General features: G+C 41.3%; 29 protein-coding genes and 1 pseudogene. 24 read left to right on the plus strand and 6 right to left on the minus strand.

The features are described 5' to 3' along the window. The first annotated feature begins 9 nt into the window (after window positions 1-9). From MOJ78_RS02955 to thiE, 8 genes are all read left to right on the plus strand, one after another. Entirely contained in the window at window positions 10-807 is a 798-nt protein-coding gene (locus MOJ78_RS02955) for an energy-coupling factor transporter transmembrane component T family protein (protein ID WP_304979748.1), read from the plus strand. A 44-nt stretch (window positions 808-851) separates the two neighbouring features. Further along, entirely contained in the window at window positions 852-1,463 is a 612-nt protein-coding gene (gene tenI / locus MOJ78_RS02960; protein WP_304979749.1) for a thiazole tautomerase TenI, read from the plus strand. A gap of 159 nt (window positions 1,464-1,622) precedes the next feature. Further along, a complete protein-coding gene (gene thiO / locus MOJ78_RS02965) occupies window positions 1,623-2,759 on the plus strand; it encodes a glycine oxidase ThiO (RefSeq protein WP_304979750.1) in 1,137 nt (378 codons plus the stop codon). After that, complete coding sequence (gene thiS, locus MOJ78_RS02970; protein ID WP_304979751.1) at window positions 2,756-2,959, plus strand: sulfur carrier protein ThiS; 204 nt, start codon at window positions 2,756-2,758, stop codon at window positions 2,957-2,959. The genes thiO and thiS overlap by 4 nt, the downstream gene beginning before the upstream one ends. A 1-nt stretch (window position 2,960) precedes the next feature. After that, a complete protein-coding gene (locus MOJ78_RS02975; protein WP_304979752.1) occupies window positions 2,961-3,728 on the plus strand; it encodes a thiazole synthase in 768 nt (255 codons plus the stop codon). Further along, window positions 3,728-4,744: a thiazole biosynthesis adenylyltransferase ThiF gene (locus MOJ78_RS02980; protein WP_304979753.1), complete on the plus strand. Its 1,017-nt coding sequence runs from the start codon at window positions 3,728-3,730 to the stop codon at window positions 4,742-4,744. The genes MOJ78_RS02975 and MOJ78_RS02980 overlap by 1 nt, the downstream gene beginning before the upstream one ends. Before the next feature lie 15 nt (window positions 4,745-4,759). After that, on the plus strand, window positions 4,760-5,566 hold the full coding sequence (gene thiD, locus MOJ78_RS02985) for a bifunctional hydroxymethylpyrimidine kinase/phosphomethylpyrimidine kinase (protein WP_304979754.1): 807 nt from the start codon (window positions 4,760-4,762) through the stop codon (window positions 5,564-5,566). Further along, complete coding sequence (gene thiE, locus MOJ78_RS02990; protein ID WP_304979755.1) at window positions 5,563-6,231, plus strand: thiamine phosphate synthase; 669 nt, start codon at window positions 5,563-5,565, stop codon at window positions 6,229-6,231. The genes thiD and thiE overlap by 4 nt, the downstream gene beginning before the upstream one ends. An 83-nt stretch (window positions 6,232-6,314) precedes the next feature. Here thiE and MOJ78_RS02995 read toward each other — a convergent pair whose 3' ends face one another. Both MOJ78_RS02995 and MOJ78_RS03000 read right to left on the minus strand, forming a co-directional pair. After that, complete coding sequence (locus tag MOJ78_RS02995; protein ID WP_304979756.1) at window positions 6,315-6,731, minus strand: DUF1284 domain-containing protein; 417 nt, start codon at window positions 6,729-6,731, stop codon at window positions 6,315-6,317. Between the two features lie 46 nt (window positions 6,732-6,777). Next, complete coding sequence (locus MOJ78_RS03000) at window positions 6,778-7,215, minus strand: SgcJ/EcaC family oxidoreductase (RefSeq protein ID WP_304979757.1); 438 nt, start codon at window positions 7,213-7,215, stop codon at window positions 6,778-6,780. Between the two features lie 169 nt (window positions 7,216-7,384). On the opposite strand from MOJ78_RS03000, the gene MOJ78_RS03005 reads away from it, so the two are divergent. Next, entirely contained in the window at window positions 7,385-7,939 is a 555-nt protein-coding gene (locus tag MOJ78_RS03005) for a hypothetical protein (RefSeq protein ID WP_304979758.1), read from the plus strand. An 87-nt stretch (window positions 7,940-8,026) separates the two neighbouring features. Then, complete coding sequence (locus MOJ78_RS03010; RefSeq protein WP_304979759.1) at window positions 8,027-8,335, plus strand: hypothetical protein; 309 nt, start codon at window positions 8,027-8,029, stop codon at window positions 8,333-8,335. Window positions 8,336-8,370: 35 nt separating this feature from the next. On the opposite strand, the gene rarD is transcribed toward MOJ78_RS03010, so the two are convergent. Together rarD and MOJ78_RS03020 are read right to left on the minus strand one after the other, a co-directional pair. Beyond that, window positions 8,371-9,309, minus strand: a complete 939-nt coding sequence (rarD, locus tag MOJ78_RS03015) for an EamA family transporter RarD (protein ID WP_304979760.1) — start codon at window positions 9,307-9,309, stop codon at window positions 8,371-8,373. Window positions 9,310-9,682: 373 nt separating this feature from the next. Further along, a complete protein-coding gene (locus tag MOJ78_RS03020; protein WP_304979761.1) occupies window positions 9,683-10,564 on the minus strand; it encodes a YwaF family protein in 882 nt (293 codons plus the stop codon). Between the two features lie 51 nt (window positions 10,565-10,615). Here MOJ78_RS03020 and MOJ78_RS03025 point away from each other — a divergent pair, with 51 nt between their 5' ends. The 7 genes from MOJ78_RS03025 to MOJ78_RS03055 all read left to right on the plus strand — a co-directional run bounded on the left by MOJ78_RS03025 (window position 10,616) and on the right by MOJ78_RS03055 (window position 13,979). After that, a complete protein-coding gene (locus MOJ78_RS03025) occupies window positions 10,616-10,849 on the plus strand; it encodes a hypothetical protein (protein ID WP_304979762.1) in 234 nt (77 codons plus the stop codon). Between the two features lie 32 nt (window positions 10,850-10,881). Beyond that, complete coding sequence (locus tag MOJ78_RS03030; protein ID WP_304979763.1) at window positions 10,882-11,652, plus strand: carbon-nitrogen hydrolase family protein; 771 nt, start codon at window positions 10,882-10,884, stop codon at window positions 11,650-11,652. A gap of 103 nt (window positions 11,653-11,755) precedes the next feature. Continuing rightward, entirely contained in the window at window positions 11,756-12,004 is a 249-nt protein-coding gene (locus MOJ78_RS03035; RefSeq protein WP_304979764.1) for a hypothetical protein, read from the plus strand. 238 nt (window positions 12,005-12,242) lie between these two features. Then, entirely contained in the window at window positions 12,243-12,635 is a 393-nt protein-coding gene (locus tag MOJ78_RS03040; RefSeq protein WP_304979765.1) for a VOC family protein, read from the plus strand. A 13-nt stretch (window positions 12,636-12,648) separates the two neighbouring features. Next, complete coding sequence (locus tag MOJ78_RS03045; RefSeq protein ID WP_304979766.1) at window positions 12,649-13,206, plus strand: 2'-5' RNA ligase family protein; 558 nt, start codon at window positions 12,649-12,651, stop codon at window positions 13,204-13,206. Window positions 13,207-13,223: 17 nt separating this feature from the next. Further along, window positions 13,224-13,739, plus strand: coding sequence for a D-glycero-alpha-D-manno-heptose-1,7-bisphosphate 7-phosphatase (locus tag MOJ78_RS03050; protein WP_304979767.1), 516 nt, complete (start codon window positions 13,224-13,226; stop codon window positions 13,737-13,739). Between the two features lie 12 nt (window positions 13,740-13,751). Next, window positions 13,752-13,979: a hypothetical protein gene (locus MOJ78_RS03055; protein ID WP_304979768.1), complete on the plus strand. Its 228-nt coding sequence runs from the start codon at window positions 13,752-13,754 to the stop codon at window positions 13,977-13,979. Between the two features lie 301 nt (window positions 13,980-14,280). On the opposite strand, the gene MOJ78_RS03065 is transcribed toward MOJ78_RS03055, so the two are convergent. Beyond that, window positions 14,281-14,847 (minus strand): DUF4352 domain-containing protein, encoded by a 567-nt coding sequence (locus tag MOJ78_RS03065; protein WP_304979770.1) that lies wholly within the window; start codon window positions 14,845-14,847, stop codon window positions 14,281-14,283. A 398-nt stretch (window positions 14,848-15,245) separates the two neighbouring features. Here MOJ78_RS03065 and MOJ78_RS03070 point away from each other — a divergent pair, with 398 nt between their 5' ends. From MOJ78_RS03070 to MOJ78_RS03095, 7 genes and pseudogenes are all read left to right on the plus strand, one after another. Then, the gene (locus MOJ78_RS03070) at window positions 15,246-16,022 is read left to right on the plus strand and encodes an alpha/beta fold hydrolase (RefSeq protein ID WP_304979771.1); all 777 of its coding nucleotides are present in this window, start codon (window positions 15,246-15,248) and stop codon (window positions 16,020-16,022) included. Beyond that, the gene (murF, locus tag MOJ78_RS03075) at window positions 16,015-17,604 is read left to right on the plus strand and encodes a UDP-N-acetylmuramoyl-tripeptide--D-alanyl-D-alanine ligase (RefSeq protein ID WP_304979772.1); all 1,590 of its coding nucleotides are present in this window, start codon (window positions 16,015-16,017) and stop codon (window positions 17,602-17,604) included. The genes MOJ78_RS03070 and murF overlap by 8 nt, the downstream gene beginning before the upstream one ends. Before the next feature lie 12 nt (window positions 17,605-17,616). After that, complete coding sequence (locus tag MOJ78_RS03080; RefSeq protein ID WP_304979773.1) at window positions 17,617-18,822, plus strand: D-alanine--D-alanine ligase family protein; 1,206 nt, start codon at window positions 17,617-17,619, stop codon at window positions 18,820-18,822. Window positions 18,823-19,061: 239 nt separating this feature from the next. Continuing rightward, window positions 19,062-19,775 (plus strand): M15 family metallopeptidase, encoded by a 714-nt coding sequence (locus tag MOJ78_RS03085; protein ID WP_304979774.1) that lies wholly within the window; start codon window positions 19,062-19,064, stop codon window positions 19,773-19,775. Window positions 19,776-20,142: 367 nt separating this feature from the next. After that, on the plus strand, window positions 20,143-20,262 hold the full coding sequence (locus tag MOJ78_RS20855) for a symporter small accessory protein (protein ID WP_370529758.1): 120 nt from the start codon (window positions 20,143-20,145) through the stop codon (window positions 20,260-20,262). Beyond that, window positions 20,259-21,839 (plus strand): sodium:solute symporter family protein, encoded by a 1,581-nt coding sequence (locus tag MOJ78_RS03090; protein WP_304979775.1) that lies wholly within the window; start codon window positions 20,259-20,261, stop codon window positions 21,837-21,839. Before MOJ78_RS20855 ends, MOJ78_RS03090 begins: the two co-directional genes overlap by 4 nt. A 130-nt stretch (window positions 21,840-21,969) precedes the next feature. Next, window positions 21,970-23,305: pseudogene (locus tag MOJ78_RS03095) on the plus strand (IS3 family transposase). Between the two features lie 93 nt (window positions 23,306-23,398). Here the strand turns inward: MOJ78_RS03095 and MOJ78_RS03100 are convergent. Further along, entirely contained in the window at window positions 23,399-24,367 is a 969-nt protein-coding gene (locus MOJ78_RS03100; RefSeq protein WP_304979776.1) for a nuclease-related domain-containing protein, read from the minus strand. Between the last annotated feature and the right edge of the window lie 500 nt (window positions 24,368-24,867).

Here is a 24,867-nt window from a genome sequence, read left to right on the forward strand (position 1 = left end):
TGGCATAGAATGAACCTTGATTTTACACATAAAAAGACGTGGCTATACCGGATCAACCCGAGCTTGAAGCTTTTTGTCATGGTACTCTTGTTTATCGGTGTACTGCTCGTCCATCAGCTGAACTTGATCCTTTATATCACCGTTGCAGCTTTGCTGTTACTTGTCCTGTTTTCAGGACATCCGCCTAAACGTCTTGCATTGTTATCGATTCCGTTCATCGTTGTTTTCGTGTCAACAGCGTCATCGATGATCCTATTTGGAAAAGGGGAGACGACGTGGTTCAAATGGGGTCTGATCCATATTACCGAAGAGAGCTTTTATCGCGGAATTCATATCGGGTTCCGGGCACTTGTTTATGCGGCACTCGGATTGATGTTTGCTTTGACCACTCGGCCGGTTTTTCTGTTCTATTCGCTCATGCAGCAAATGAAGTTGAGTCCAAAATATGCTTATAGCTTTATGGCTGGATTTCGGTTGATTCCAATCATGTTTGAAGAGTTCCAGACGATTCGCAATGCGATGATTGTACGTGGCGTTCAACAACAAAAAGGAATTCGGAGCTTTTATTTTAAGCTGAAGTCGTATTCGATTCCGCTCTTGTCCCAAAGCATCAGGCGGGCACATCGGATCGCAGTTTCGATGGAAGCGAAGCGTTTTTCAGAAGTGAAGGAGCGGACGTATTACTACAAAATAGGGTTCTCGCTGTTTGATGTGCTGTTTATTGTAAGTCTCGCCGCATTGATCACCGCATCATTCATGTTGGCCGAACTCGCCCCAATCTTTCCAACATGGGACGTCCGCCATTAATCGACAAGTGCCTGTCACTTGTCGAATGAGAGAGAGGTGCTGTGATGGAGTTGCATGCTATATCCACAGGTAAGCAGTCGGTTGAAGAATTTGTGGAAATTGCTTCAGGTATCCATCCCTATATCGATGCGATTCATATTCGTGAAAAGCAGCGGACGGCAAAGGAAATCATCGCCATTATCGAAAAATTAATGTCCAGACAGGTTCCACTCCAAAAAATCATCGTCAATGACCGGGTCGATGTTGCGTTCGCCACCGGGACGAGAGGAGTACAGCTTGCACACCATAGTATCGATGTGGGGACAGTTCGGCGTACGTTCCCTGGCCTGGCTATCGGTTGTTCGATCCATTCACCTGGTGAATTGGAAAAGGCCGAGCAGGATGGAGCCGATTATCTCATCTTTGGTCACATTTTTACGACGGAATCAAAGCCTGGACTTGCTCCACGCGGCTTAACGAATTTACAAACAATCGCACAAGCTAGCAAACTACCAGTCATTGCAATCGGCGGTATCCATCCTGACAATGTAGAACAAGTACTCGATGCCGGGGCAAGCGGAATCGCGGTCATGTCGGGAATCTTTGAAGCAAGTGATCCATTGAAGGCAGCGTACGACTATTATTCTAGGGTGAAAGGTCGGGATTCCCCTCAATGAATCTCCAGCTCGTCCCGTAACCTGATAGTGGATTTGCTAATGCAAATCCAACCGATTAAAAGAACAATAGTCCTCTTTCGTGCTGGCAAACTTCAAGAAATGCACAAATAGGGAAAGAAACATTAGATAGAATGTACTAACACACTTAGGAGGTGCTGAATGCGAAACCACTTTGACGTGATAATCATTGGCGCAGGTGTGATTGGAAGTTCGATCGCTTTTAACCTTGTGAAACAGGGTCGATCCGTTCTCGTCCTTGAAAAAGGAAGGATCGCCAGTCAATCCTCAAGTGCGGCTGCGGGAATGTTAGGGGCACAAACTGAGCTGGAGAACGACAGTCCATTGTTCCGTCTGGCAAGAGAGAGCAGAGGCATGTTTCCTGATTTGGCTCTTGAATTGAAAGATTTAACTGGCATCGACATCGAACTTTACCAGAACGGTATGTTGAAAGTGGCACGCTCAGAGGAGGAGGCATCGGAGTTTCAAAGGTTCATAGCATTGCAACAAAAACTCGGGGAAGAAGCGTCATGGATCGACCCGTATGAATTACAACAACGAGAACCACTTCTTGAAAAAAAACTTTACGGTGCGATGTCCATTCCAAACGATGGGAATGTATCAGCTCCCAATCTAACAAAAGCTTTATCAGCTGCTGCCATGACATCTGGTGCGGAAATTAAGGAATTTACCGAGGTGTCAGAGTTTGTAACAGACGGTAACGGCATTACAGGAGTCATCACAACTACACAGGAAGCCTATCACGCGGATCGAGTAATTGTAGCAGGTGGTGCTTGGAGTCGTCGACTTTTAAAAGATGCAGGGCATGAACTTGACACCTATCCTGTAAAAGGGGAATGCTTTTCAGTCAAAACCGAAAAGCCGATCGTAAACGCGACGATTTTTTCAAAGGGTTGCTATATCGTTCCGAAATCGGGAGGCCGGCTGATCATTGGCGCAACCGAAAAAGCCCATTCTTTCGATCAAAAGGTTTCACTCGAAAGTATCGCAGCCATGATGGGACGTGCAACCGAGCTGATCCCAGCTCTGAATCAAGCAGAGTGGGATGACGCGTGGGCAGGCATACGCCCACAAACAAAGGATGGCCTTCCTTACTTGGGAGTGCACCCGGAAATCAACGGGTTGTTCATTGCGACCGGCCATTATCGGAACGGAATTTTACTGGCACCAATCACAGGAAAGTTGATGGCTGATCTGGTCGAGGGTATCGGGATGAACAAAGATTGGGCTACGGCATTTCGTCTCGAACGTAACGTGATAGGAGTTGAAAAACAATGAGGCTACGCATTAACGGTGACACGGTTGAAGTACCTGATACGGTTGCGACGGTGTCTGAGCTTGTCGAGTATTTTGAACTGAACAATCGAGTCGTCATGGTTGAGCTGAATGAAAACATTTTAGATAAACAAACCCATCCGGAAGCTAAGGTGGCGGATGGGGACAAACTTGAGATTGTACAATTTGTAGGAGGCGGTTGATATGTTGAAAATCGGTAGCTTTGAATTTAACTCAAGACTTTTACTCGGTACAGGAAAATACCCGGATTTTGATACGCAAAAGAAGGCGGTCGAAGTATCAGATACTGACATTTTAACGTTTACAGTGCGGCGAATGAACATATTCGAACCAAGTCAACCCAACTTTTTAGAGAAACTTGATCTTGAAAAATATACTCTTTTACCGAATACTGCCGGAGCTAAAACAGCAGAGGAAGCGGTTCGATTCGCAAAGCTCGCAAAAGCATCTGGACTTTGTGACATGGTAAAAGTTGAAGTGATCGGCTGTCAAAAGACGTTGCTACCGGATCCGATCGAAACCTTAAAAGCGACAGAAGAGCTTTTAAAAGAAGGATTCATAGTTCTTCCGTATACGTCTGATGATGTTTTGCTCGCTAGAAGATTAGAAGAGCTTGGTGCACATGCGGTTATGCCAGGTGCCTCTCCGATTGGTTCTGGACAAGGAATCATCAATCCGTTGAACTTGAGTTTTATTATCGAACAGGCGAATGTACCTGTCATTGTCGATGCTGGGATCGGTTCACCTGCAGACGCAGCGATTGCGATGGAGCTTGGGGCAGATGGTGTTTTACTAAACACAGCAGTTTCAGCGGCTGAAGATCCAGTGAAGATGGCTGAAGCAATGAAACTGGCGATTGAAGCAGGGAGACTCGGGTTTGAGGCAGGTCGAATTCCGAAAAAGCGCTATGCGACCGCAAGTAGTCCAGCGGAAGGCTTGAGCATCGGTTAATGGACCGCTATTCAAGACAAACGCTATTTGCTCCGATAGGTAAAACCGGACAGCAAAAACTCTGGGAAAAGCATGTACTCATGATTGGAGCAGGAGCCCTCGGAACAGGCAATGCAGAAGCACTCGTCCGCGCTGGTATCGGACAACTGACGATCGTTGACAGGGATTATGTCGAGTGGAGCAATCTTCAACGCCAGCAGCTTTACAGTGAGGAAGACGCCGGAAATCGAATTCCGAAAGCAGTGGCAGCGAGAGAACGTTTAGCTCAAATCAATTCAAATGTTGAAATCAGAGATCACGTTCTCGATGCTACTCCACAGGAACTTGAGCGGCTTATAGACAATGTCGACCTAATTATCGATGCGACCGATAACTTTGATACAAGGTTGTTGATCAATGATATTGCACAAAAGTATAGCATTCCATGGATTTACGGGGCATGTGTCGGGAGTTACGGGATCAGTTATACGATTGTGCCTGGAGAAACACCTTGTCTCAATTGTTTGCTGGAAACCGTTCCGATTGGGGGAGCAACGTGTGACACGGCGGGAATCATCAGTCCGGCCGTACAAATGGTCGTCGCCTATCAATCGGCTGAGGCTTTGAAAATTTTAGTTGAGGATTGGAGTTCGCTCCGCCGTAAGCTCATTTCCTTTGATCTATGGGCAAATCAGCATACCGCAATCGACATAACGAAGGCGAGAAAGGAAGATTGCCCATCTTGCGGCAAGAACCCGATCTATCCATTTTTATCGTATGAAAATCAAACGAAAACAGCGGTTCTTTGTGGACGGGATACGGTCCAGATCCGGCCTGCCGATCGACAATCAAGAGACTTGGACGAATTAGAAAAAGTGCTTTCGACTCAAAATGGAACGCTTGAAAAAAATCCGTATTTATTGTCCTTCACAACCGGAGAGCATCGCCTTGTCATTTTTAAAGATGGACGTGTGCTCGTTCACGGCACAAAAGACATTACGGAAGCCAAAACGCTTTACCACCGATTTCTTGGCTAAAGGGAGGTGCACAAAATGACGTATAAAGCATTAACAATCGCAGGCTCTGATAGTGGAGGCGGTGCAGGTATCCAGGCCGATTTGAAAACATTCCAGGAGCTCGATGTATATGGGATGTCGGTGATTACCGCACTTACAGCACAAAACACACTTGGCGTTCAGGGTGTTCATCCGGTTCCAGTAGAATTTGTAAGTGAGCAGCTTCAGTCGATAGCGGATGACTTGGAGCCAGATGCACTCAAGACTGGCATGCTTTTTAGCGCCGAAATCATTGAGACGGTTGCCAACCATGTAAAAAAACATAAGTGGACAAGGCTGATTGTCGATCCTGTAATGATCGCGAAAGGTGGGGCATCACTTCTACAACAAGAAGCGGTTAAAGCCCTCCAGGAAAAACTCTTACCCTCAGCGTATGTCGTTACGCCGAATATACCAGAAGCAGAGGTGTTGACCGGAGTTGTGATCCAATCGGAAGAAGACCGTAAAAAGGCAGCGATCAAGCTTTATCAGATGGGTGCTGAACATGTTGTCATAAAAGGCGGACATAATGAGGATAAGGCAGTTTCAGTCGACCTTCATTACGATGGCAGCCAATTTCACACATTTAAAGGGCGCCGATTTGAGACGAAGCATACACATGGAACTGGATGTACGTTTGCTGCTGTTATAACGGCGGAAGTAGCGAAAGGACACTCGGTACAAGCTGCGATTGGAACCGCAAAGGAGTTCATTACAGCTGCAATCGAGAATGAGCTCGGCATCGGGTCAGGTCACGGACCGACGAACCACTGGGCGTATCGGAAGGCAGGTGTTCGAACATGAAGCTGAATCCAGGACATTTAGAAATCTATTTTATAATGGGGTCTGTCAATTGTAAAAAGGATCTTAGACATGTGCTAGAAGAAGCACTTCAAGGTGGAGTGACGATGTTCCAGTTCCGTGAAAAAGGTGCTGGCTGTTTACAAGGAGAGGAAAAGGTAAAGCTTGCGAAAGAATTGCAGTTCATTTGCCGCTCTTTCGAAGTCCCTTTTATCATTAATGATGATGTCGAGCTTGCGGTCCAAATCAATGCGGATGGTGTTCATATCGGCCAAGAAGATACTACGGTTTCTGAAGTGCGGGCTATCATTGGTGCTGAGCGGATTCTCGGTGTCTCTGCGCATGACGTGGAGGAAGCGAAAAGCGCGGTTGATGCAGGAGCCGATTATCTTGGGGTCGGCCCGATGTACCCAACAAAAACGAAAGCTGATACTCGAGCTGTTCAAGGTCCTAACGTGATTCGAGCGATTCGTCATGAGGGAATCAGCATTCCGATTGTAGGGATCGGTGGCATCAATGAATCGAACGCTGCGGAAGTGGTTATGGCAGGAGCGGATGGAATTGCCGTCATCTCCGCAATCAGCCTTGCCGATGATCCAAAAGCATCAACCCAACGACTTCGAAAAACAGTTCGAACACTAGAGGGTTTCAGATGTAAAACCTACTAATGACATTGAAATATTCCTGTAATTTTAGACATGGTATTCTGAGTTAATACCAAAAGGGGAAAATGAATAAACGGTACAAGGGCTTATTTTACTTTCCTTAAGCCCTTCCCTTGAAGAATGTCTTGGATACCTTCTTCACAAACTCCATATGAACGCCAGGAACAATTTTCGCATACACTTTGTATATCGGAGGAGACGACATGCTTTCGGATGCACGACTCAATCTCCTCCCATTTCAGTATTTGTCCAATTCCAAGTCCCAATTTCTCTAAAATGGCTTCATCTCTTTCATAAATAGTGTTGTCCTGGCAGTGGTACTCACCTGAGTTCGGGTACTTATCACACAACTGATCAGGTCCATTTACAAGCTGAATCCACGTCTTAGGGTTTTCTCTCAACGTTTGATGTATACGTGTCATATTTTCCACGTATTGTTTGGAATAACCCATTCCCCGATAGCCTAGAAGGCAAAAAAGATGATGACCTCGTAGCTTATACATATTTTCACCTAATTTAAATTTATTTGGTATAAATGCGGGCTTCGCTTCAATCAATTACCACCCGTAACTCCTCGGTCATTTGTTCCACAAGCTCTGGACGTCCATGAAATTGAGCTGGGGTATTTTGAAAAAGTTCGATTCGCCAGTTCCCTTCGCTTTTCACAGCTACAAGTGTTTGATGAGCATTGAATTCTGGATCGATTTCTGATTTTCCCGGAGGAATCATTCCAACTATCGATCTTAAGATCACTGCATTTTCACCAACTGGCCGAACACTTTTAACTTTAGTGATGAAGGGTGGTGTTTCATGTTCTTTAAAAATCGGGTCAAGGTGTAAATAAATCTCATCGCGACCGATTACGTGGCTTCCGTCAAAACCGATAAGCTCGCCCGTATCTGTAAACTGTTCAGCTATTCCACCTGCATTTCGATCATTCCAAGCGTCAATCAAATTCTCATAAAGTGTTACAACCTCATTTTCCATCGTTTATTCCTCCCTCAAGTTTTATGTATTTTCGTACGTTTTTTCGGCACAGCTAAATAGCTTTCCTTTCAATATTACCATTTTATCAAAGTACAAAGAGTTCTTTCCATTTTGTTGGTAACTAATGCTACAATTAAAAGTGTAATCCAATTATATAGGAGAAATTTTTATGAAAAAATACTTATATACGAGTTTCTTAATGTTGCTATTACTCATAACTGCCTATGAGGTGACAGTAGAAAATGAATCCTCATCTGTTGAGACTGTAAGCCCTTCACAATTAACTAAGGAAGATAAACGTCTTTTAGATGGGGTTGGGATGGATGATGTATTTGTGTTTGATCTCGATTTGAACAATACATCCTCAAGTCGTATAGATACCTGGATTGAATACTATGAATACGGTGTGAAGAAAGAAAAAATAGCTGGTATTGGAATGGAAAACTTACTCGGTGATACCGAAACTATGAAGCTGATATATTCAAGGGCATCCTTTAATACTGGTGAGGAAAATCAAGAATATGACAGATTTGTCATTTCGATTCTCTCAGATGGCGGCATTGGTAAAGGAGACAACGTCTTAAAGAGGGATAAGATTGTTGGTGGACGTTTAACAGATAAAATTAATAAAGCAAAGACATTGCTACATGGAAAACCACAAACGCTCGCTGTCATCATAGAATCAAGCGGTAGGTCGATGGTACACCGAATTACATCTATTTAAATAATACAAGAGATTTCATTGAAGAAATTAAACGATACGACCGTGTTTATCTATTTAAAGTAAAGCTTTCAAAGGTTGGAGATCAGAATGGGAAAAACTAAACAATTTTTAAAAAATATGTTCCGTCGGAGGGAAGAATTTTATCTAAGTGGCTTGATTACATATTCGATCGGTTTGATTATCGTCCTTTATATCACAACAAATCCGATTGATGATTATTTCGCGTTGTTTCTTATATTACTTTTTGTAATGACGGTTCTACACTTCTTGGAAAAATTATTAAAGTACCTTTTAAAAGGCAATAATCGTGAACTAAGATATTCATTGTTTCTTAAGACGACTATTATCATCTTTCTTCTTAAAATAACCATAGATGCATTCATCATCTTTTCATAAAACGGGGCACCTCAAAAAGGCTGCCCCGTTTTTTATTAATTATAGGATTTTGCTTTTGATAGTCTTGGCTCAAATCGTGCGAGCAGTTTTGTGTTTGCAAACGAGAAAATCGCAAGTGCTGTCCAGATGAAGATAAACGATATGAGATGAACTTGTGAGAATGGCTCATCATACAGGAATATCCCTAGAAACAGCATAATTGTCGGCGCGATGTATTGGAGGAACCCGATCATCGATAACGAAATTCGGTTGGCACCTGTCGCAAACAGCAACAATGGGATGGCTGTTACAACTCCTGCCCCGAAAAGAAGTAACGCTGTACTCATATCGCCAAATTGAAATGCACTTGTTCCATTTCCGCCAATCATCCCAATGTAAATAAGAGCTACTGGTGTGATCAGCATCGTTTCAATTGTAAGTCCGGTTAATGCCCCGAGAGCCACCAGCTTTTTTAACAAACCATAAAAACCAAAGCTTAGAGCTAGTGAGAATGCGACCCATGGGAATGACCCGAAATGTAAGGTCAGATTCAAGACACCGGCCAAAGCGAGTAAAAAGGATACGAGCTGCCAAAAGGAAAGTCGTTCTTTTAAAACAATGATCCCTAATAGCACACTTATAAGCGGATTAATGTAGTATCCGAGACTTGCTTCGACTACATGATCATTGTTCACAGCCCAAATGTAAGAAAACCAGTTTAAACTGATAAATAATGAAGCAAAAATGATGCCGAACAGCTTTTTCCGATTGGATGCGAGTTCTTTCAGCTCGCGGACAAACTTCTTCAATCTCCGCATTAAAAAAAGAATAAAGAGCATAAATGCAAAGGACCAGATGATTCTGTGGGCGAGAACCTCTCCTGATGGGACATGGTCGACAAGCTTCCAATAGAGCGGAAGAAATCCCCATAGAATGTACGCCCCAGCAGTCGCAGCAACCCCAATAACCTGTTCTTTTCTTTGTTCTTCGTTCATGATGAGGACCTCGATTCAAGTAAAAAACAATTAGAATAGAACAAGTTTAGTACCATTTGAATCGAAATACAATCAGAATGCCTGTGAATTGGAAAAATGGTTAAAATTACATGGATGCTGTCCGATCATCCTGTAATGGTTGTTCGACTAATGTCCGATATGGAATTAACAAAAATTAGGATAATGTGCGCTGAATAGGACGTAATCGGATATGGGATTAACAAAAATTAGGGGAATATGCACCGAATAGGACGTAATCGGATATGTAATTAACAAAAATTAGGATAATGTGCGCTGAATAGGACGTAATCGGATATGTAATTAACAAAAATTAGGAGAATGTGCGCTGAATAGGACGTATTCGGATATGAAATTAACAAAAATTAGGGGAATGCTCACCGAATAGGACGTAATCGGATATGGAATTAACAAAAATTAGGGGAATGCCCACCGAATAGGACGTAATCGTCGCTTTCCGTATAAATACAAACGGCAAATACGTAACTATGAATACAACGATCGTTACGACTGCAAGGCTTAGAATATACATCCAGCCTCCGTCCCCGAACCAACTTAAAGGGGTGTTCGTAATCGGTGGACCTTCTAGAAACATATAATTTGAGCCGATTTTCTCATTCAACAATGCAATTGGGAGCGCTAAAACGTTAATGAGTAATGCAGACTTCCAAATCGCTGTAAATGTAGGACGATACCCTTGCACAATAGCATAAAACAATACGGTTAACGGTAACGCTATGTGCTGCAGGAAAAATTTCGAAAACCGATAATGCGGGAATCCGTAAAGTAAATCAGGTGTGATGATGGCCAAGAGCGGCGGGATGAGCGCGATATAGTAAAGAAATTCAAAGCGTTCTGCGGAAGGCTTTAGTAAAAAATAAATCGCTAAAAATGTGCTTATCGAGCATAATTGAACAGGAATATGGATGGTCGGATCCCAGACCCCATAACGAAAGCACCAGATTTGAAAAGTAACTTCAGATAGTACGAGAATGGTTAAAAAAGTCCAGCGAAATAGATTTTGAGTCAATGAACTTGTACGGATTTTCGCTCGAAAAAAAATAATAGAAGCTAAAAGAACGACAAACAAACCGAGCATTGCAAAATGCCCAGCTGAAAACAGTTGAAAGTTGACTAACATTTCTGGTGAAAAGACCCGCCCCATAACAATCACACCACTTTTCTTTAATACTTTATTTTTTATTTTATCAAATAAAGGTAATCCAAGTTTTGACAATTAATGAAACTCATCTAATAATAGAATAGTAATGATAAGGAGATGATCAAAATGGATGATATAGGAATGTGGACCGCACTTACTTCGGTAATCGGAATTATTTACTTCCTATTTATACTGTTTGCAGTCATTTTGTCAATTGTATTAACCTTTAAAGTGATGAACTTTATGAAGCGGAAAACCAATAATGATGAACGGCTTATCCAAGCAATTGAAAAACTCGGGCAAAATCACGTTTCGGGTAGTCAATCGAAGGCATCTTTGGAAGAGCCTCCTCATAATTAAAACTAATTATTAAAGAAGGAGTTCCAACTAATATGAAACTGAACGTCCACGTGGGACAATTTGCAATGAATTTCGATATCGAGCATAACCTTAACCATATCCTCAATATGATTAATCAAGTAGAGGTAGAAGAACTTCTAATCTTGCCTGAAGGAGCTTTATCAGGTTACTCGGATGATCTCAGCTTTTTAAAATCAATTGATCAAATAGAACTAGTTGAAGCGATAGAAACCATCGTCCAGAAAGTGAAGGAACGTCGGATCCATCTCGTATTTGGATCTTGCTTATTTAAGGATGAAAAATGGTATAATGCTGGAATCTATGTTTCACCTGAAGGAAAGTTGAGTATCCATTATAAAGTGAACCTTGCAACACATGAGCGAGAGGTTTTTACTGCGGGTAATCATTTAACTGTATTTGAAATGCAAGTCCAACAGAATGTAATAAAATTCGGCATACAGCTCTGCAGGGAAATCCGTTTTCCTGAACAATGGAAGTTTTTAAGTTTACAAGGGGCTCAGTTCATTGCCTACTTAACAAACGTGACCTCAACTGAAAATGCATACGTATGGAAAAGCCATCTAGTAAGCAGGGCTGCTGAAAATCAGCGCTTTGTGCTCGTATCAAATGTTGCACATGAGCAGCAGGGATGTCCGACAATGATTGTTTCCCCTAAAGGTGAGGTCCTAATCGAAGTTTTGTCTGAATCTGTTGAATTGAAAAAAACAACGATTGATTTGACTGAAACCTCAGATTGGTATTTGGATCAGAGCCGGACTGATGTTGTTAAGGTTGGAATATAGGCGGGACTGTTCAAATTTTATATTTTGAATATGTATAAAAATAAAGGAGTTTCGACAGGGATGCTGAAATTATTAATATAATCCAATGTTGGGTGGTGACGGCATGAGGCTAGTCAAACACTTGAACGATTTTCAGCACATACAGAGGCAGGGTATAGGGTTCTTTATTATTTTGGATAATGCAAACCCTGTTAAAGTTCATTCTGTTGGTTGTTCTTGGGTGAAGGAAGAGAATTTCATCCGAAAAGTCCTGACGAACAAAGAAAAGCATGGAAGCTATTACTGGGTACAATATTGGAGTGAACACTACCCATCGTTTAAGGAAACACCCTGTCGTAAATGCATGAGTTAAGCTAATCCTTACATGAGAGTTTAAATAATTAAAGTCATAATAAACTGGATTCTACTCGTCCTGATTTTTTAAAATGGGCGAGTTTTTTATTTTGTGATGAATGTGGAACTATGTTTCGTACTTAATTAGCAACATATGTTACGGGAAAATTAAAAAGGTAACACCACTTTTTGATCGAATTGGTATAGAGAGAATTGATGAGGAACGATCGAAATTAGGAAACTAGGAGGAAGATAACATGATTAAAAAGATGGGACACGTGACTGTTCTTGTCCATGATTATGATGAAGCAGTTGAATTTTACAGAGATAAAGTTGGGTTTGAGGTAGCTGAAGATATCGATTTTGGCCCGGAACAACGCTGGGTTACCGTACATGCTCCAGAACAGGATACGATGTTGATAACCTTTGTAAAAGCAGATACTGAAGAAAAGAAAGCACTTGTTGGAAAGCAGGCAGCGGATCATGTTTTCTTGACGGTCAGTACCGATGACTGTATCGGCGATTATAAGCAGATGAAGGAAAAAGGTGTGAAGTTCCATGGCGGACCTACCGATGTACCGTGGGGGATTGAAGTCGTCTTCGAAGACTTGTATGGAAATCGAATCGATTTAGTTGAACCGATGTTGTAAGGGAGTTTTATAAATGTATGCAGTTGTAGGGTATTTGGACAAACAGACCGAGCAAAATGTCAAATCTATTGGCAATGAACTATTTGAACAGAATATCACCGACTATGCAACAGGGGAACAAGGATATAGACCACATATCACATTTGCGAGCTTCGAAGAAATTGATGTTAAAGTTTTCGCAACAGAGTTGGAGCTTTATTTTTCTAACTGCAAACAAATCCAGTTAACATTTCCGAGTCTAGGAATCTTTCTGAATACCGGAATTCTTTATCTTGCACCACGAGTATCTGAAAGCCTACTCCATTTTCACAAAAATTTTCACGATGCTATTGAACCTTTTAAGGATGGTGGAAATTCTCTTTATTCACCTGAAAACTGGGTACCGCACTGCACGATAACAGCGTATTTAAATCAAGAACAGCTTCTAAAAGCGGTAGAACATTGTAATGGCGCGATCACCCCTTTAAAAGGAACGATTTCAGAGGTTGGTTTAATTAAAGTGAATTTTAATGATGAAGACAAGGTGACAGGAGAACTACTATCTGTCATTTCTTTAAAAGAAGACTCTTGATGTTCGAGGTGTGACGAATGAAAGCAGCCTTTTTCGATCGTGATGGGACGATTATTCGTGATTATCCAGATGAAGATTGGAGTCACGTACAAGATCCTGAATTTATCGATGGCTCTCTTGAAACGCTGTCCGTTTTAAGAAAACAGGGTTACCACATCATCATCATTACGAATCAGTATTTAATTAATGAAGGTTATATTACGTTTGCTCAATACAAGAGGATTAACGATAAGATGCTTGATAATATTCGGGAATACGGGGTTAACGTGGCGGATGTATTCCACTGCCCACATCGACGTGATGAAGGATGCGTATGCATCAAACCGAACAAAGGTATGGTTGACCAAGCGTTAAAAAAGTATCCTAAAATCAATTTGAGTGAGTCTTTTATAGTAGGAGATTCGATAAGTGATATGGAGCTTGCCGTAAGATGTAGAATGAAGGGGTATTGGATTTCTCCATCCGCTCGTAGTAATAATCCATTAATTACGAGGGTAGATCATATTAAAGAGATAATATTGTTGTTTGAATAGGGGGTTGCAAAATTGGAACGGCTTCTAGTTAAGACAGGAATCTACAGTTTCATCATTTCATTTTCACTTATGTTTGTTTTCATTCCACGTGAGAGGGAAAAGGAATTCACCCATGAAGCAATAACAGAACTGATGAATGTAGGAGATTATTTCTTCATGATTGGACGATATTCCGTTATGATCATGATTGCTGCGGTTGTTTTGACTTTTGTAGGCACGAAAATTCGTCAAATGGATTAATACATAAATAAAGACCGTTATCATGATCATTTGAATGATTAGATAATCGGCCTTTATGTTTCCTCTGATATAATTTGTCTTTTTTTGTTTTGGTCGTTCGTGTTCGCATGTCTGCAAAAGCGTACGTTCCGCGACCTGATTCAGGGTTTAACTTCCCTTCCTGCACTTTTTTTTGGCGGATCCTTTGTGCTCGGCTTTTTGCCATAGAGCATTCCTCCTTTTAATGAATTCCTACAATTATATCATGGCAATTCCCAAATGTATGTAGGCGGAAACCCGGCATCCACCGGGTTTTATACCATTATTGAATCGCAATGTCCTCTTTAAGGATAGTGATTTTGACTTCATCACCATCTACTTTCGGGTCGATGACCAATTGGTATTCGTCTTTTTGAGGAACATCAAAGGCGATTTGCCCTTTCACTTTACTGTTCGGTTGAACGCTGCTTATTTCACTGAAGTTGGTGTCTTGACGTGATGCATAGCTTTCTTGGAAGATTTCACCATCAGGCGTACGAAGTGTAAAGGTGTAGTCAAGCCCTTCTATTGGTTCATCGGTTTTATTTTCAATAGTCGCATTAATGACAAAATAACCATCATATTGTGGTTCATCGTATTCGACAGCTTTCGTGACCCAAAGAGGGTTGTCCACAGTAATTTCAGCACCGTCAATCGTTACCGGTACCCCAACGGTAGCCTCTTCGGCAGATTCTCCTTCATCCCTGTTATCGTTCATTTCACTTGTTTCATCGTTACTTATCGTCTCTTCCTGAGCGGGTTCTTCGTTTCCTTCATTATCTGAGGCTCCTTGTGCATCCTCTTCACCACAAGCACTCAAAATTAATGCAGAACCTAAAACACCGATCATGAGAAACTTTCGTAAGATACTATCTACCTCCTGTGTAAATTGATTTATCGTTCTTATTTAACGCCATTCCCATTAATGTAATAGTTAAACATTATCTTGAAACGTTTTTGTAATATATGTAGTATTCATTTTTATAAATGAATCGTTGATCGCTTGGTGTAAGCGGAAACATCCTCGTAAATAATTTACCATCAACGAAGAATATAAATGGAAGTGAAAATTCAGGTTTTGAATTCCGTATGATGGGCTATTGGAATATACTGAACGTAGCCGTGAAAAATACCTGCGAGAAATGTCCTTGACGGGGTAACTTATGATAAAATTAGTGACATAACTAAATTTTCGATATAAATACTTAGGTAAGCCATTTCATTTTTCTGTAAGGAGCGTTTTTATAGATGAAGATTGATCTTGGAGGCATCAACGTCAATTACCGTGTCTCCGGTGAGGGGAGAAGCATCCTTTTACTGCACGGATGGGGCACGAGTTTACAAAGCTTCGAGTCTGTTCACAATTTTTTAGAAAAGAATTTTAAAGTCTATTCGATTGATTTTCCTGGTTTCGGTGAGAGTCCAGAGCCTCCAGAACCGTGGGACGTTAAGAATTATACAGATATGCTCGGGCAGTTTATAACTGAGTTAAACATTGAAAACCCGATTCTTATGGGCCATTCCTTTGGCGGAAGGATTTCAATCCGATACGCAACGGATCATCCGGTTCATAAAATCATCCTTGTCGACAGTGCAGGTGTGAAGCCGAAGCGGAAGATGGACTACTATGTGAAGGTTTACACGTATAAGTTTTTCAAAAATATCCTGAACCTGCCGATCCTCCGGAATTATAAGGAGGACATTTTGACCAAGGTAAAAGGTAAACTGGGCTCAGCAGATTACAAAAATGTTTCCGGGGTCATGCAGCAAACGATGGTGAAGGTCGTCAACGAAGATCTCCAGAAGTTCATGCCTGAAATTAAAGCTCCGACCTTGCTTATTTGGGGTGAAAACGATACCGCAACTCCTGTAGAAGACGCGAAGATCATGGAACGGGCGATCCCGAATGCAGGGCTTGTTGTTTTGAAAAACGTCGGGCATTACTCATATCTTGAAAAGCTCAATGAATTTCTAGTCATTATCGATAACTTCCTTGAAAAAGATAAGGAGTGGAACGATGCTTAGTCTATTGTTTTTAGTCGGTGTTGTATTCTGGGGACTTTATACCGCATCACGATTACGAAGAGCCATCCATATGCTTCAGCAGAACTCGTATCGGAACGAGCGCTTTTTACGTTGGATGAAGGAAAATCGCGGAAAGGTGTTTCAAATTCGTGATTTTATTCCGCTATTAACTGTAATTGTCGCATTTGTCGATATCCTGGATAATGTCGCGATTCTTTTGTTTATTGCACTTTATTTGATTTTATACTTAGTTCGAGAAACGGGAAAAGAAAAGAAGAAGCTTGCGGTAACAGCTCGGGTGAAGCGCTTGATGACGACTACAGCGATTGTTGTCGTGCTTATCGGCGGTTTAAGCTTCTATTTTGAAATGCTTCAAAACCTAGTGCTGATTCCTTTATTACTAACGTTTGTTGCACTTAATATAGTAAGCTTTTACGTTGTGCTCGTTGTAAACTCGATCAACCTTCCAATCGAAAAGCAGATCAACCAGCATTATTTTAACGATGCAGAACGGATTATAAAAGAGTCCAAAAACCTTGAAGTGATCGGAATAACCGGCAGCTACGGGAAAACGAGTACGAAGCATGTGCTGAATACGATTGTTTCGTCTCATCATAATGTTCTGATGACGCCTGAGAGCTATAACACAAAGCTTGGCGTTACGATCACAATTCGGAACATGCTGCGTCCGTTCCACAATTATTTCATTGCTGAAATGGGTGCAAAGCAAGAATACGATATTAAGGAAATTTGTGACCTTGTTCATCATAAATATGCGATTGTGACTGCAATCGGTGAACAGCATCTTGAAACGTTCAAAACACTTGATACTATTAAAAAAACGAAATTCGAAATCGTGGATACATTGCCGGATGACGGGGTTGCCTTTTTAAATAAAGACGACAAAAACATCATGTCGATGACGCCGAAAAGCAATTGCCGCGTCGTTTATTACGGGATTCATTCTGAGGGTCTTGATTACCGGGCAGAGAACATCTCGTTCTCGGCAAAAGGGACTTCTTTTAACGTTGTAAGAACAGACGGAACAACGATTGCGATTCAAACGAAACTTCTTGGTGAACATAACATTTACAACATTTTATCCGCTATTGCAGTCGCTTCTGAACTCGGTGTCCCGAAGGAAAAAATGGCGGTCGCAGCCAAAAAGATCGCACCTGTACCACACCGTATGGAGATACGGAAGCATGCATCGAACATAACGATCATCGACGATGCGTTCAATTCGAATCCAGTCGGCTCGAAAATGGCACTCGATGTGTTAGGGCAAATGGATGGATTCAAAGTGTTGATTACGCCTGGTATGATTGAGCTTGGCGATGAGGAGTATGCGCTTAACAAAAAGCTTGGACAGCATGCTGCCAAGGCTTGCGATTATGTGATTTTAGTCGGTAAAAAACAAACGAAACCACTTCAAGATGGGTTAAAGGAAGAGCAGTACCCTGAAACCCGATATTACGTGGCGCAAAATTTAGATGACGCAATTGCAAAAATGAATGAAATAGCTAAAGAGAAGACGGTCGTTCTGATTGAAAATGACCTGCCAGATACATTTAATGAATAGGGGTTGGCGTGAATGAAAATTAAAGTTGGTGTCTTTTTTGGTGGGGTATCGGTCGAACACGAAGTCTCCGTGATTTCAGCACTACAAGCGATTAATGCGATGGACCACGATCAATACGAACCGATTCCGATCTACATTAGTAAAAATAAAAACTGGTATACTGGCGAAGCCCTTTTTGAAATTGATAACTATAAAAATATGAGCGATTTGCTGAAGCAGTGTCAGCGAGTCATCATTACAACCGATGATAGCGGGCGACCGGTCATTGAGAAGCATTCGACAGGTATGTTCGGTAAGCGGTTCGTTTCAGAAATCGATGTTGCATTTCCTGTCATCCATGGTACGTATGGTGAAGACGGTGTGCTCCAAGGATTTCTTGAGCTGCACGGCCTCCCGTATGTCGGCTGTGATGTGTTCTCGTCTGCAGTCGGAATGGATAAAGTGATGATGAAGCAGATCCTTCGAGACTCAGGGGTTCCGATTTTGGATTACGTTTGGTTCTACTCCTCTCAATGGTTGAATCGTCAAGACGAATTGATCGGTAAGGTTGAGCAGGAGCTTGGTTATCCGGTCATTGTAAAACCAGCAAACCTAGGCTCAAGTGTTGGAATCAGTAAAGCTGCCGACCGCGAAGAGCTTGAGGAAGCAGTTGAACTTGCAATGGGATTTGCAACCAAGCTTGTCGTAGAAAAAATGGTTACAGACTTGCAGGAAGTCAACTGTTCGGTCGTCGGTGATTATGAAGATGCGGAAAGTTCAGTGTGCGAGGAAGTATTGAGCAGCACGGATATTTTAACGTATCAGGATAAATATCAGAGCGGTGGAGGCTCCAAAGACGGCGGTTCCTCGAAAGGAATGGAAAGCACGAATCGTAAAATCCCTGCGGAACTGTCTGATGAAATTACGGCCCAGGTGCAAGGTCTTGCAAAGGATACGTTCCAAATCCTTGGATGTGCTGGAGTTTCGCGGGTCGACTTTTTGATCGATAAAGCGTCTGAATCGGTTTATGTGAATGAAATCAATACGATTCCTGGCTCACTGTCGTTCTATTTATGGGAGCCAACAGGAAAACCGTTCAAGCAGCTTACGACAGACTTGATACAAATCGCATTGAAACGCCATCGTGAGCGTGAGTCATTGAACTTCTCTGTCGATACGAACCTGTTCGCCATGCACAGCGGCGGAGCAAAAGGCGGAAGTAAAGGAAAACTAGGATAAGCAGGGACCTCCCTGCTTTTTCTTATACGTTTGGAAGGTATGATTTTTCAGGAAGAAGTACATCGACGTTTTGGGAATGGTCTAAGTCTTCCTTTTAAGTAGAAAGTACCTTTGCATCCTTTATGGCCAGGCTTGTCTTTCAAGTTTCAATTTTTTGATAAAAAACCACATAGGGAAGCTTCGGACTTGATTTTATACATGGAAAATACCGAAGTTAACTGACGGAATGGAGGCTCCATATGCATTCAATACCATTACTTCACCCGGTAAAGGAATGGAAAAAAACTGAGATACATGATAATGGAGAAAAGCTCGTATCGACTCAGAGTAGAGGTTTAAATCGAGTCATTTCTAAACCGCAGTATAAAAAGATGGGTATTCCAGGTGCACTTGATGAGATCTATGTTCGGTCAGGTGTCGTAGAAAGGCTGGAAGAAGCTGCGGGGCAATTGCCTAATGGATATAGATTGCTTGTTTGGGATGGTTGGCGTCCATTTAAAGTTCAGCAGCATATTTATGAATCGTATTTGAACCAGCTTGTAGTTGAGCATCCGGACTGGTCCGAGGAGCGTTTGCACGAAGGCACACGTCAATTTGTCTCATTTCCATCTGATGATCATGACACCCCAGCCCCACACATAACTGGAGGTGCAGTCGATCTTACAATTGTTGATGGGATAGGTGTACCTTTACCGATGGGAACCGATTTTGATGATTTTTCGGAGCAGGCGCGGACTCGGTTTTATGAGGAAAAAAGTGAACATGGCAAATTACTAGACGTGGAAAATGAGTATTTGGCCAATCGAAGAATGCTATATCAGGCGATGACTTCAGTTGGATTTACTAATTATCCAGAAGAGTGGTGGCACTTCGATTACGGAAATCAGTGGTGGGCAAAAAGTAGCAATCAACCAGCAGCACTTTATGGATTAGCGAGGTTGGATAGTCATTAGTAAAGTTGGTTGCTCAGTAAGTTGAAACAATCAGTAATCATTGATTTTATCCATTTATCAGAGCAAAAACATTTATATTAAAGGGAAATACGAGAAGTCGTCGAATATTTTATTAACTACAACTATTTGCTTACAAATTCTGGCGATTATGAAGTTAGTCCTATTTATAGCCGACAAAAGAACACGATATGGGATTGTTCATATGTACTTGAAAATGAGAGACAAGCTTAATCCGTCCAAAATTAATTGAATATTACGAATGTTTTTTTGTATGCGCTTACATAGGTGTTTGTACACGCTGTTCCAGAAGAAGGGCGTTGCAATAGAAAAGAGGGTTTAAGATAAGGAAAATCGTTAGGAGGAGATCATGATGTTGGGAATGGAAAGTGTTTCGATTGCATTAGTATGGATCCTTACTGTTTTGTCAGCTATCGGTTGTACAATCTTTGGAGCAGTAATGTGGAATCGGGGGGGTGACGCTGAATGAATATGGCAGTATTGATTCCGTTGGTTCTTGTTTACATGGCTATTATGACGGGTCTTGCTTATTATGGATACAAAAAGACGACGACTGAATCGGATTACCTTGTAGGGGGACGCAATATCCATCCTGCTGTTATGGCGCTTTCATATGGAGCCACTTTCATCAGTACTTCAGCACTTGTTGGATTTGGCGGAGTTGGATCTATTTTTGGAATGGGTCTTTTATGGTTGGCGTTCCTGAATATCGTCCTCGGCATTTTTGTGGCCTTTGCCATATTCGGAACCAAAATCCGAAGGCTCTCCTTAAAGCTTGATGCAACGACTTTTCCTTCATTGTTAGGGAAAAGGTATGATTCAAAGTTTATTACTGTGTTTGCGGGAGCAATGATCTTTATTTTCATGCCTGCATATACGAGTATCGTGCTTATCGGGGGTGGACGTTTCCTTCAAGAATCCCTTTCCATTAATTTTAATATTGCTTTATTCGTTCTTGCAGCAATCGTAGCATTGTATGTTATTAGCGGCGGTATTAAAGCCGTCATGTATACCGATGCATTCGGTGCAGTGATTATGTTAATCGGAATGGTTGTGTTCCTTGTAGTAACATACATAGCTGTCGGAGGCGTTATTGATGGTCATGCTGCTTTAACAGCAATCAAGGATATGGTACCTGAATCTCTTGCTGCAGGTGGACATCAAGGTTGGACGAGCATGCCGGCATTAGGTTCTCCGTTGTGGTGGACACTTGTAAGTACGATCATTATGGGTGTTGGAATCGGAGTTTTAGCACAGCCACAGCTTGCGATGCGTTGTATGACGGTAAAGGATGACCGTGCATTATATCGTTCCGTCCTAGTCGGTGGAATTTTCATCTTCTTCATGACAGGTGCTGCTTTCATGATTGGACCTCTAAGTAACGTATATTACATGGAAACAACAGGTCAACTTGCGATAAGTGCAGCAGGAGGGAATTCCGATTTAGTTATCCCGATATTCATTAATGATATTATGCCAAATTGGTTTGTTTATCTGTTTACGTTAACATTGCTATCTGCTACAATCTCAACGGTAAGTTCCTTAATTCATGTACAGGCAACCGCTTTCGGTGAAGATATTATGAATACGCTTGGAATCAAAGCAGGATTCAAGAGTAAAAAAAGCCTTTCACGTCTTGGCGTTATTGTTGGTGTGATTGCTGCAATTATCCTTGCTTATCTTCTTCCTGGAGGAATCATCGCACGTGCAACAGCATTCTGGTTCGGAATTTGTGCTGCAGGATTTTTGCCAGCACTGATCGGCGCGCTCTATTGGAAAGGTGCAACTAGAGCTGGGGCTATCTACAGCATCATTACTGGCTTTGCGGTAAGTATTATCGGATTTTTGTTCCTTCATGCTGCAGAGTCCGGGGCCATCGGGTTATCAAACGCCATGTTTGGTAAAGATGCACTCTTAGCATTCCCATGGACACATATTGATCCGTTATTTTACGCACTTCCGCTTTCAACAATTGTGTTTATCGTTGTAAGCTTACTAGATAAAAGTAAAGAAGTAAGCGAAGATTTCGGACAGAGAGCAGTCTAAGAGAAAGATGTCAAAAGAATATAAGGATAAGATAAACTGTACCCTGTAGAGTAGACACATTAAAAAAAGGTCTACTCTGCAGGGTCTTTTTGTGTACAATTAGAGTGAAAAATGGGATGGGAGAACACACATGAGTAAAAAATGCTTCACAAAAAAAGAGATCGAACTATTATCAAAAAATCCTTATGTTAAGTCCGTTACTTCAAAAGCCATCACCTATACTGATGAATTCAAGCAGCTGTTTATTGTTCAAAAGGAACGTGGGAAATTCTCTAGAGAGATTTTTGAAGAGTACGGGTTTGATACAGAGATTATTGGAACTAGACGTATTAAATGTTCTGCTGAAAGGTGGGGGAAAGCCTATCGTAAAAATGGAGCACTGGGACTTCAGGATGCAAGAAGAGGACAATCAGGAAGACCAAGGAAAAGAGAACTTTCCAATGAAGAAAAATATGCAAGGTTAGAGGCGGAAAATAATTTATTGAAAGCAGAGAACGAATTGCTAAAAAAGATAAAGTTCGCCGAAAGGGGGCTAAAGAAAAAGAACTGATCTTATCAGCTGATCAGAAGTTCGTCCTCATTCGATACATCATTGAGAAATATAAGTTAAAAAACATGATCACTTACCTTTGTAAATCTGCAGGCGTATCTCGTCAAGGCTACTATAACTATTTTTCAGCGAAACAAGTAAAGCGAAGAAGGGAAAAAGAGAAAAAGGATGAAGTTGTCCGGGATGTTATTCTCAAAGCCTTTCACTTTAAGAACCGTAAAAAGGAGCCCGCCAAATTAAAATGATACTGGCAGGTCAATTTAATATTGTCTATAACCTTAAAAGAATCGGGAGAGTCATGAACAAGTATGGCATTGTATGTCCTATCCGGAGAGCGAATCCTTACAAGCGTATTATGAAAGCCACCCAGGAGCACAAAGTCGTTTCGAACCAGCTTAACAGAGAGTTCAAACAGGAAGTACCTTATAAGGTGCTGCTTACAGACATCACATATCTCTACTTCGGGAAAGGGGAAAGGGCTTATTTATCAACCATTATAGATGCCTCTACCAATGAAGTATTGGCCCATAATGTTTCGGATCGAATTACGCTCGACATCGCTATGGACACGCTTAAGAAGTTAAAGAAGAATAGGAAGGTTAAACTGGCTAAAGGAGCCTACATCCATTCTGATCAAGGGAGTCATTATACCAGCCCTGTATATCAAAAGTTGGTGAAGAAACATCGACTGGGCCAGTCCATGTCCAGAAGGGGGAATTGTTGGGACAACGCCCCACAGGAATCCTTTTTTGGTCATTTCAAAGATTTAGCTGAAATAAAATCCTGTAAAACACTGAAAGATCTTAAACGGGAAGTAAAAACTGCCATTAAATACTACAACTCCTATAGATACCAATGGAATATGAAAAAGATGACCCCCGTTCAATACAGAGATCATCTTCTTAACGCAGCCTAGCCTTTTTTAAAATTGTCCTTTACAAGGGGTACAGATTAAGCAGGGGTTTCCCTGCTTTTTCTATTGTGATGAATAAATTACATAAAGGAATATTTATTCAGGGGAAGATAATTGGTATTTGCGATCTTTAAAAGTACCTGTAAATGGGAGGTTTTGAGAAAATAATAATTTGTTTGCAATTGTGGGAGAGGAGATGTTCAAAAACTCTCTGCACTGTTTATTCGTAATGGTTGTGTTTAATAAGAGGGCGTAATCATTTAAGGTATCGATATGGGCTTCCTTAGATACCGTTTTACAAAAAAGACAACTCCACTTTCCACGTAACCGTATCATAGGTATTTTATAACAAGATGGACAATGAACCCCGCTAATAATTTCTGACTGGTCTAACCCAAAATAATCGAGAATGTTTGTATCTAATGGCGTATGTTTTTTGTTTAGGAGACGTGCCAATTTTTTTATGTCCTTTTGAGTGAAGATATCACCTTTGAAACGTAGATCTATCTCTTCAATTCTATCGGGTATGGTGGCTGCATGAAGGACTTTTTTAGTGATATCGGGTTGATTACTCATTGTTCGGAAGCCTGTTCGTGGATTACTGATAACTACAAGAGGAATTATCGGTATTTGAGGGAATTTAGCTTTTTGAATCAAAGTGGAGAGCTGGTTTTGCTGCCGATTGACTTGGGTAATGGGGTCAGGGTAAACCTCTACACGATCATCGTATTCTCGTATGAGCTGCTTAGCCTTTTGGTCGAACGTCAACATACCAGAATGATTTTTCACTTCTAAAAGTAAGGATACATTTGTAGATAAAAGAAGGGTATCCATTTGAAAGTAGTGACCTTTCCCATCTGGTAGCCTTAAACCTTTAAGAATTAGGTATTTGTTTTCAGGCAGATATGAAAGATAGTAATCGGAGGATTCCTCGCCTCTATGGCCTGAGGACCTATTTCTCAATTCTTTTTCAATTTTTGGTCGTTTCGGATGTGTTGGGGATATCCGGCGGAGTAATGCAACCAACTTTTGAATAATTAAAGGTACTTTACGTTTTATCTTCAAATAACCACTCCTTTAATTTAAAGTAATAGAATAATTCTTTAAAAATTGAGGATTTCCTTCAATTTTTATTAAAGAGTTTGGAGGGTCGTAAAGAAATTATAAAAATACATGTCTAACTCGGAAAATACGTGTCTAACTTCAAAAATACATGTCTAACTCGGAAAATACATGTCTAACTTCAAAAATACATGTCTAACCTGAATTTCGTTATAAAAAAGGAAGATTTACATTTGTGAAGGTTGAACTCGATAAATGGGTTCTCCCTTGAGCCGGTGTAGTCATCGTTTGGGATGAAAAGAATGAGACTCCGACGATAAAATCAAACTACAACCTCGAAAAATCAGTCCACGTGTAAAGTAGAGTGATTATGAAACTCGCTCATTTGTACTTGTCTAATCGGCAATACGAAAGGATCCGTTACCGCTTTTGGGTCAGTTTTTTAAATCAAATATAAATCCTCCGATATGATCATCTGGATAGCGAAGAAAATTCAGGCTTTT

This window comes from Alkalihalobacillus sp. AL-G (genome assembly GCF_030643805.1).
Taxonomy (GTDB): Bacteria; Bacillota; Bacilli; order Bacillales; family Fictibacillaceae; genus Pseudalkalibacillus.

Excerpts from the sequence above, each read along its gene's own strand:
- tenI (WP_304979749.1), top strand. The coding sequence starts at position 852 with ATGGAGTTGCATGCTATATCCACAGGTAAGCAGTCGGTTGAAGAATTT.
- MOJ78_RS20855 (WP_370529758.1), top strand. The coding sequence starts at position 20,143 with ATGATGTTGGGAATGGAAAGTGTTTCGATTGCATTAGTATGGATCCTT.
- MOJ78_RS03085 (WP_304979774.1), top strand. The coding sequence starts at position 19,062 with ATGCATTCAATACCATTACTTCACCCGGTAAAGGAATGGAAAAAAACT.
- MOJ78_RS03025 (WP_304979762.1), top strand. The coding sequence starts at position 10,616 with ATGGATGATATAGGAATGTGGACCGCACTTACTTCGGTAATCGGAATT.
- thiS (WP_304979751.1), top strand. The coding sequence starts at position 2,756 with ATGAGGCTACGCATTAACGGTGACACGGTTGAAGTACCTGATACGGTT.
- MOJ78_RS03010 (WP_304979759.1), top strand. The coding sequence starts at position 8,027 with ATGGGAAAAACTAAACAATTTTTAAAAAATATGTTCCGTCGGAGGGAA.
- MOJ78_RS02975 (WP_304979752.1), top strand. The coding sequence starts at position 2,961 with ATGTTGAAAATCGGTAGCTTTGAATTTAACTCAAGACTTTTACTCGGT.
- thiE (WP_304979755.1), top strand. The coding sequence starts at position 5,563 with ATGAAGCTGAATCCAGGACATTTAGAAATCTATTTTATAATGGGGTCT.
- thiD (WP_304979754.1), top strand. The coding sequence starts at position 4,760 with ATGACGTATAAAGCATTAACAATCGCAGGCTCTGATAGTGGAGGCGGT.
- thiO (WP_304979750.1), top strand. The coding sequence starts at position 1,623 with ATGCGAAACCACTTTGACGTGATAATCATTGGCGCAGGTGTGATTGGA.
- MOJ78_RS03005 (WP_304979758.1), top strand. The coding sequence starts at position 7,385 with ATGAAAAAATACTTATATACGAGTTTCTTAATGTTGCTATTACTCATA.
- MOJ78_RS03000 (WP_304979757.1), bottom strand. The coding sequence starts at position 7,215 with ATGGAAAATGAGGTTGTAACACTTTATGAGAATTTGATTGACGCTTGG.
- MOJ78_RS03045 (WP_304979766.1), top strand. The coding sequence starts at position 12,649 with ATGTATGCAGTTGTAGGGTATTTGGACAAACAGACCGAGCAAAATGTC.
- MOJ78_RS03040 (WP_304979765.1), top strand. The coding sequence starts at position 12,243 with ATGATTAAAAAGATGGGACACGTGACTGTTCTTGTCCATGATTATGAT.
- murF (WP_304979772.1), top strand. The coding sequence starts at position 16,015 with ATGCTTAGTCTATTGTTTTTAGTCGGTGTTGTATTCTGGGGACTTTAT.
- MOJ78_RS03050 (WP_304979767.1), top strand. The coding sequence starts at position 13,224 with ATGAAAGCAGCCTTTTTCGATCGTGATGGGACGATTATTCGTGATTAT.
- MOJ78_RS03070 (WP_304979771.1), top strand. The coding sequence starts at position 15,246 with ATGAAGATTGATCTTGGAGGCATCAACGTCAATTACCGTGTCTCCGGT.
- MOJ78_RS03030 (WP_304979763.1), top strand. The coding sequence starts at position 10,882 with ATGAAACTGAACGTCCACGTGGGACAATTTGCAATGAATTTCGATATC.
- MOJ78_RS03090 (WP_304979775.1), top strand. The coding sequence starts at position 20,259 with ATGAATATGGCAGTATTGATTCCGTTGGTTCTTGTTTACATGGCTATT.
- rarD (WP_304979760.1), bottom strand. The coding sequence starts at position 9,309 with ATGAACGAAGAACAAAGAAAAGAACAGGTTATTGGGGTTGCTGCGACT.
- MOJ78_RS03065 (WP_304979770.1), bottom strand. The coding sequence starts at position 14,847 with ATGATCGGTGTTTTAGGTTCTGCATTAATTTTGAGTGCTTGTGGTGAA.
- MOJ78_RS02955 (WP_304979748.1), top strand. The coding sequence starts at position 10 with ATGAACCTTGATTTTACACATAAAAAGACGTGGCTATACCGGATCAAC.
- MOJ78_RS03035 (WP_304979764.1), top strand. The coding sequence starts at position 11,756 with ATGAGGCTAGTCAAACACTTGAACGATTTTCAGCACATACAGAGGCAG.
- MOJ78_RS02995 (WP_304979756.1), bottom strand. The coding sequence starts at position 6,731 with ATGTATAAGCTACGAGGTCATCATCTTTTTTGCCTTCTAGGCTATCGG.
- MOJ78_RS02980 (WP_304979753.1), top strand. The coding sequence starts at position 3,728 with ATGGACCGCTATTCAAGACAAACGCTATTTGCTCCGATAGGTAAAACC.
- MOJ78_RS03080 (WP_304979773.1), top strand. The coding sequence starts at position 17,617 with ATGAAAATTAAAGTTGGTGTCTTTTTTGGTGGGGTATCGGTCGAACAC.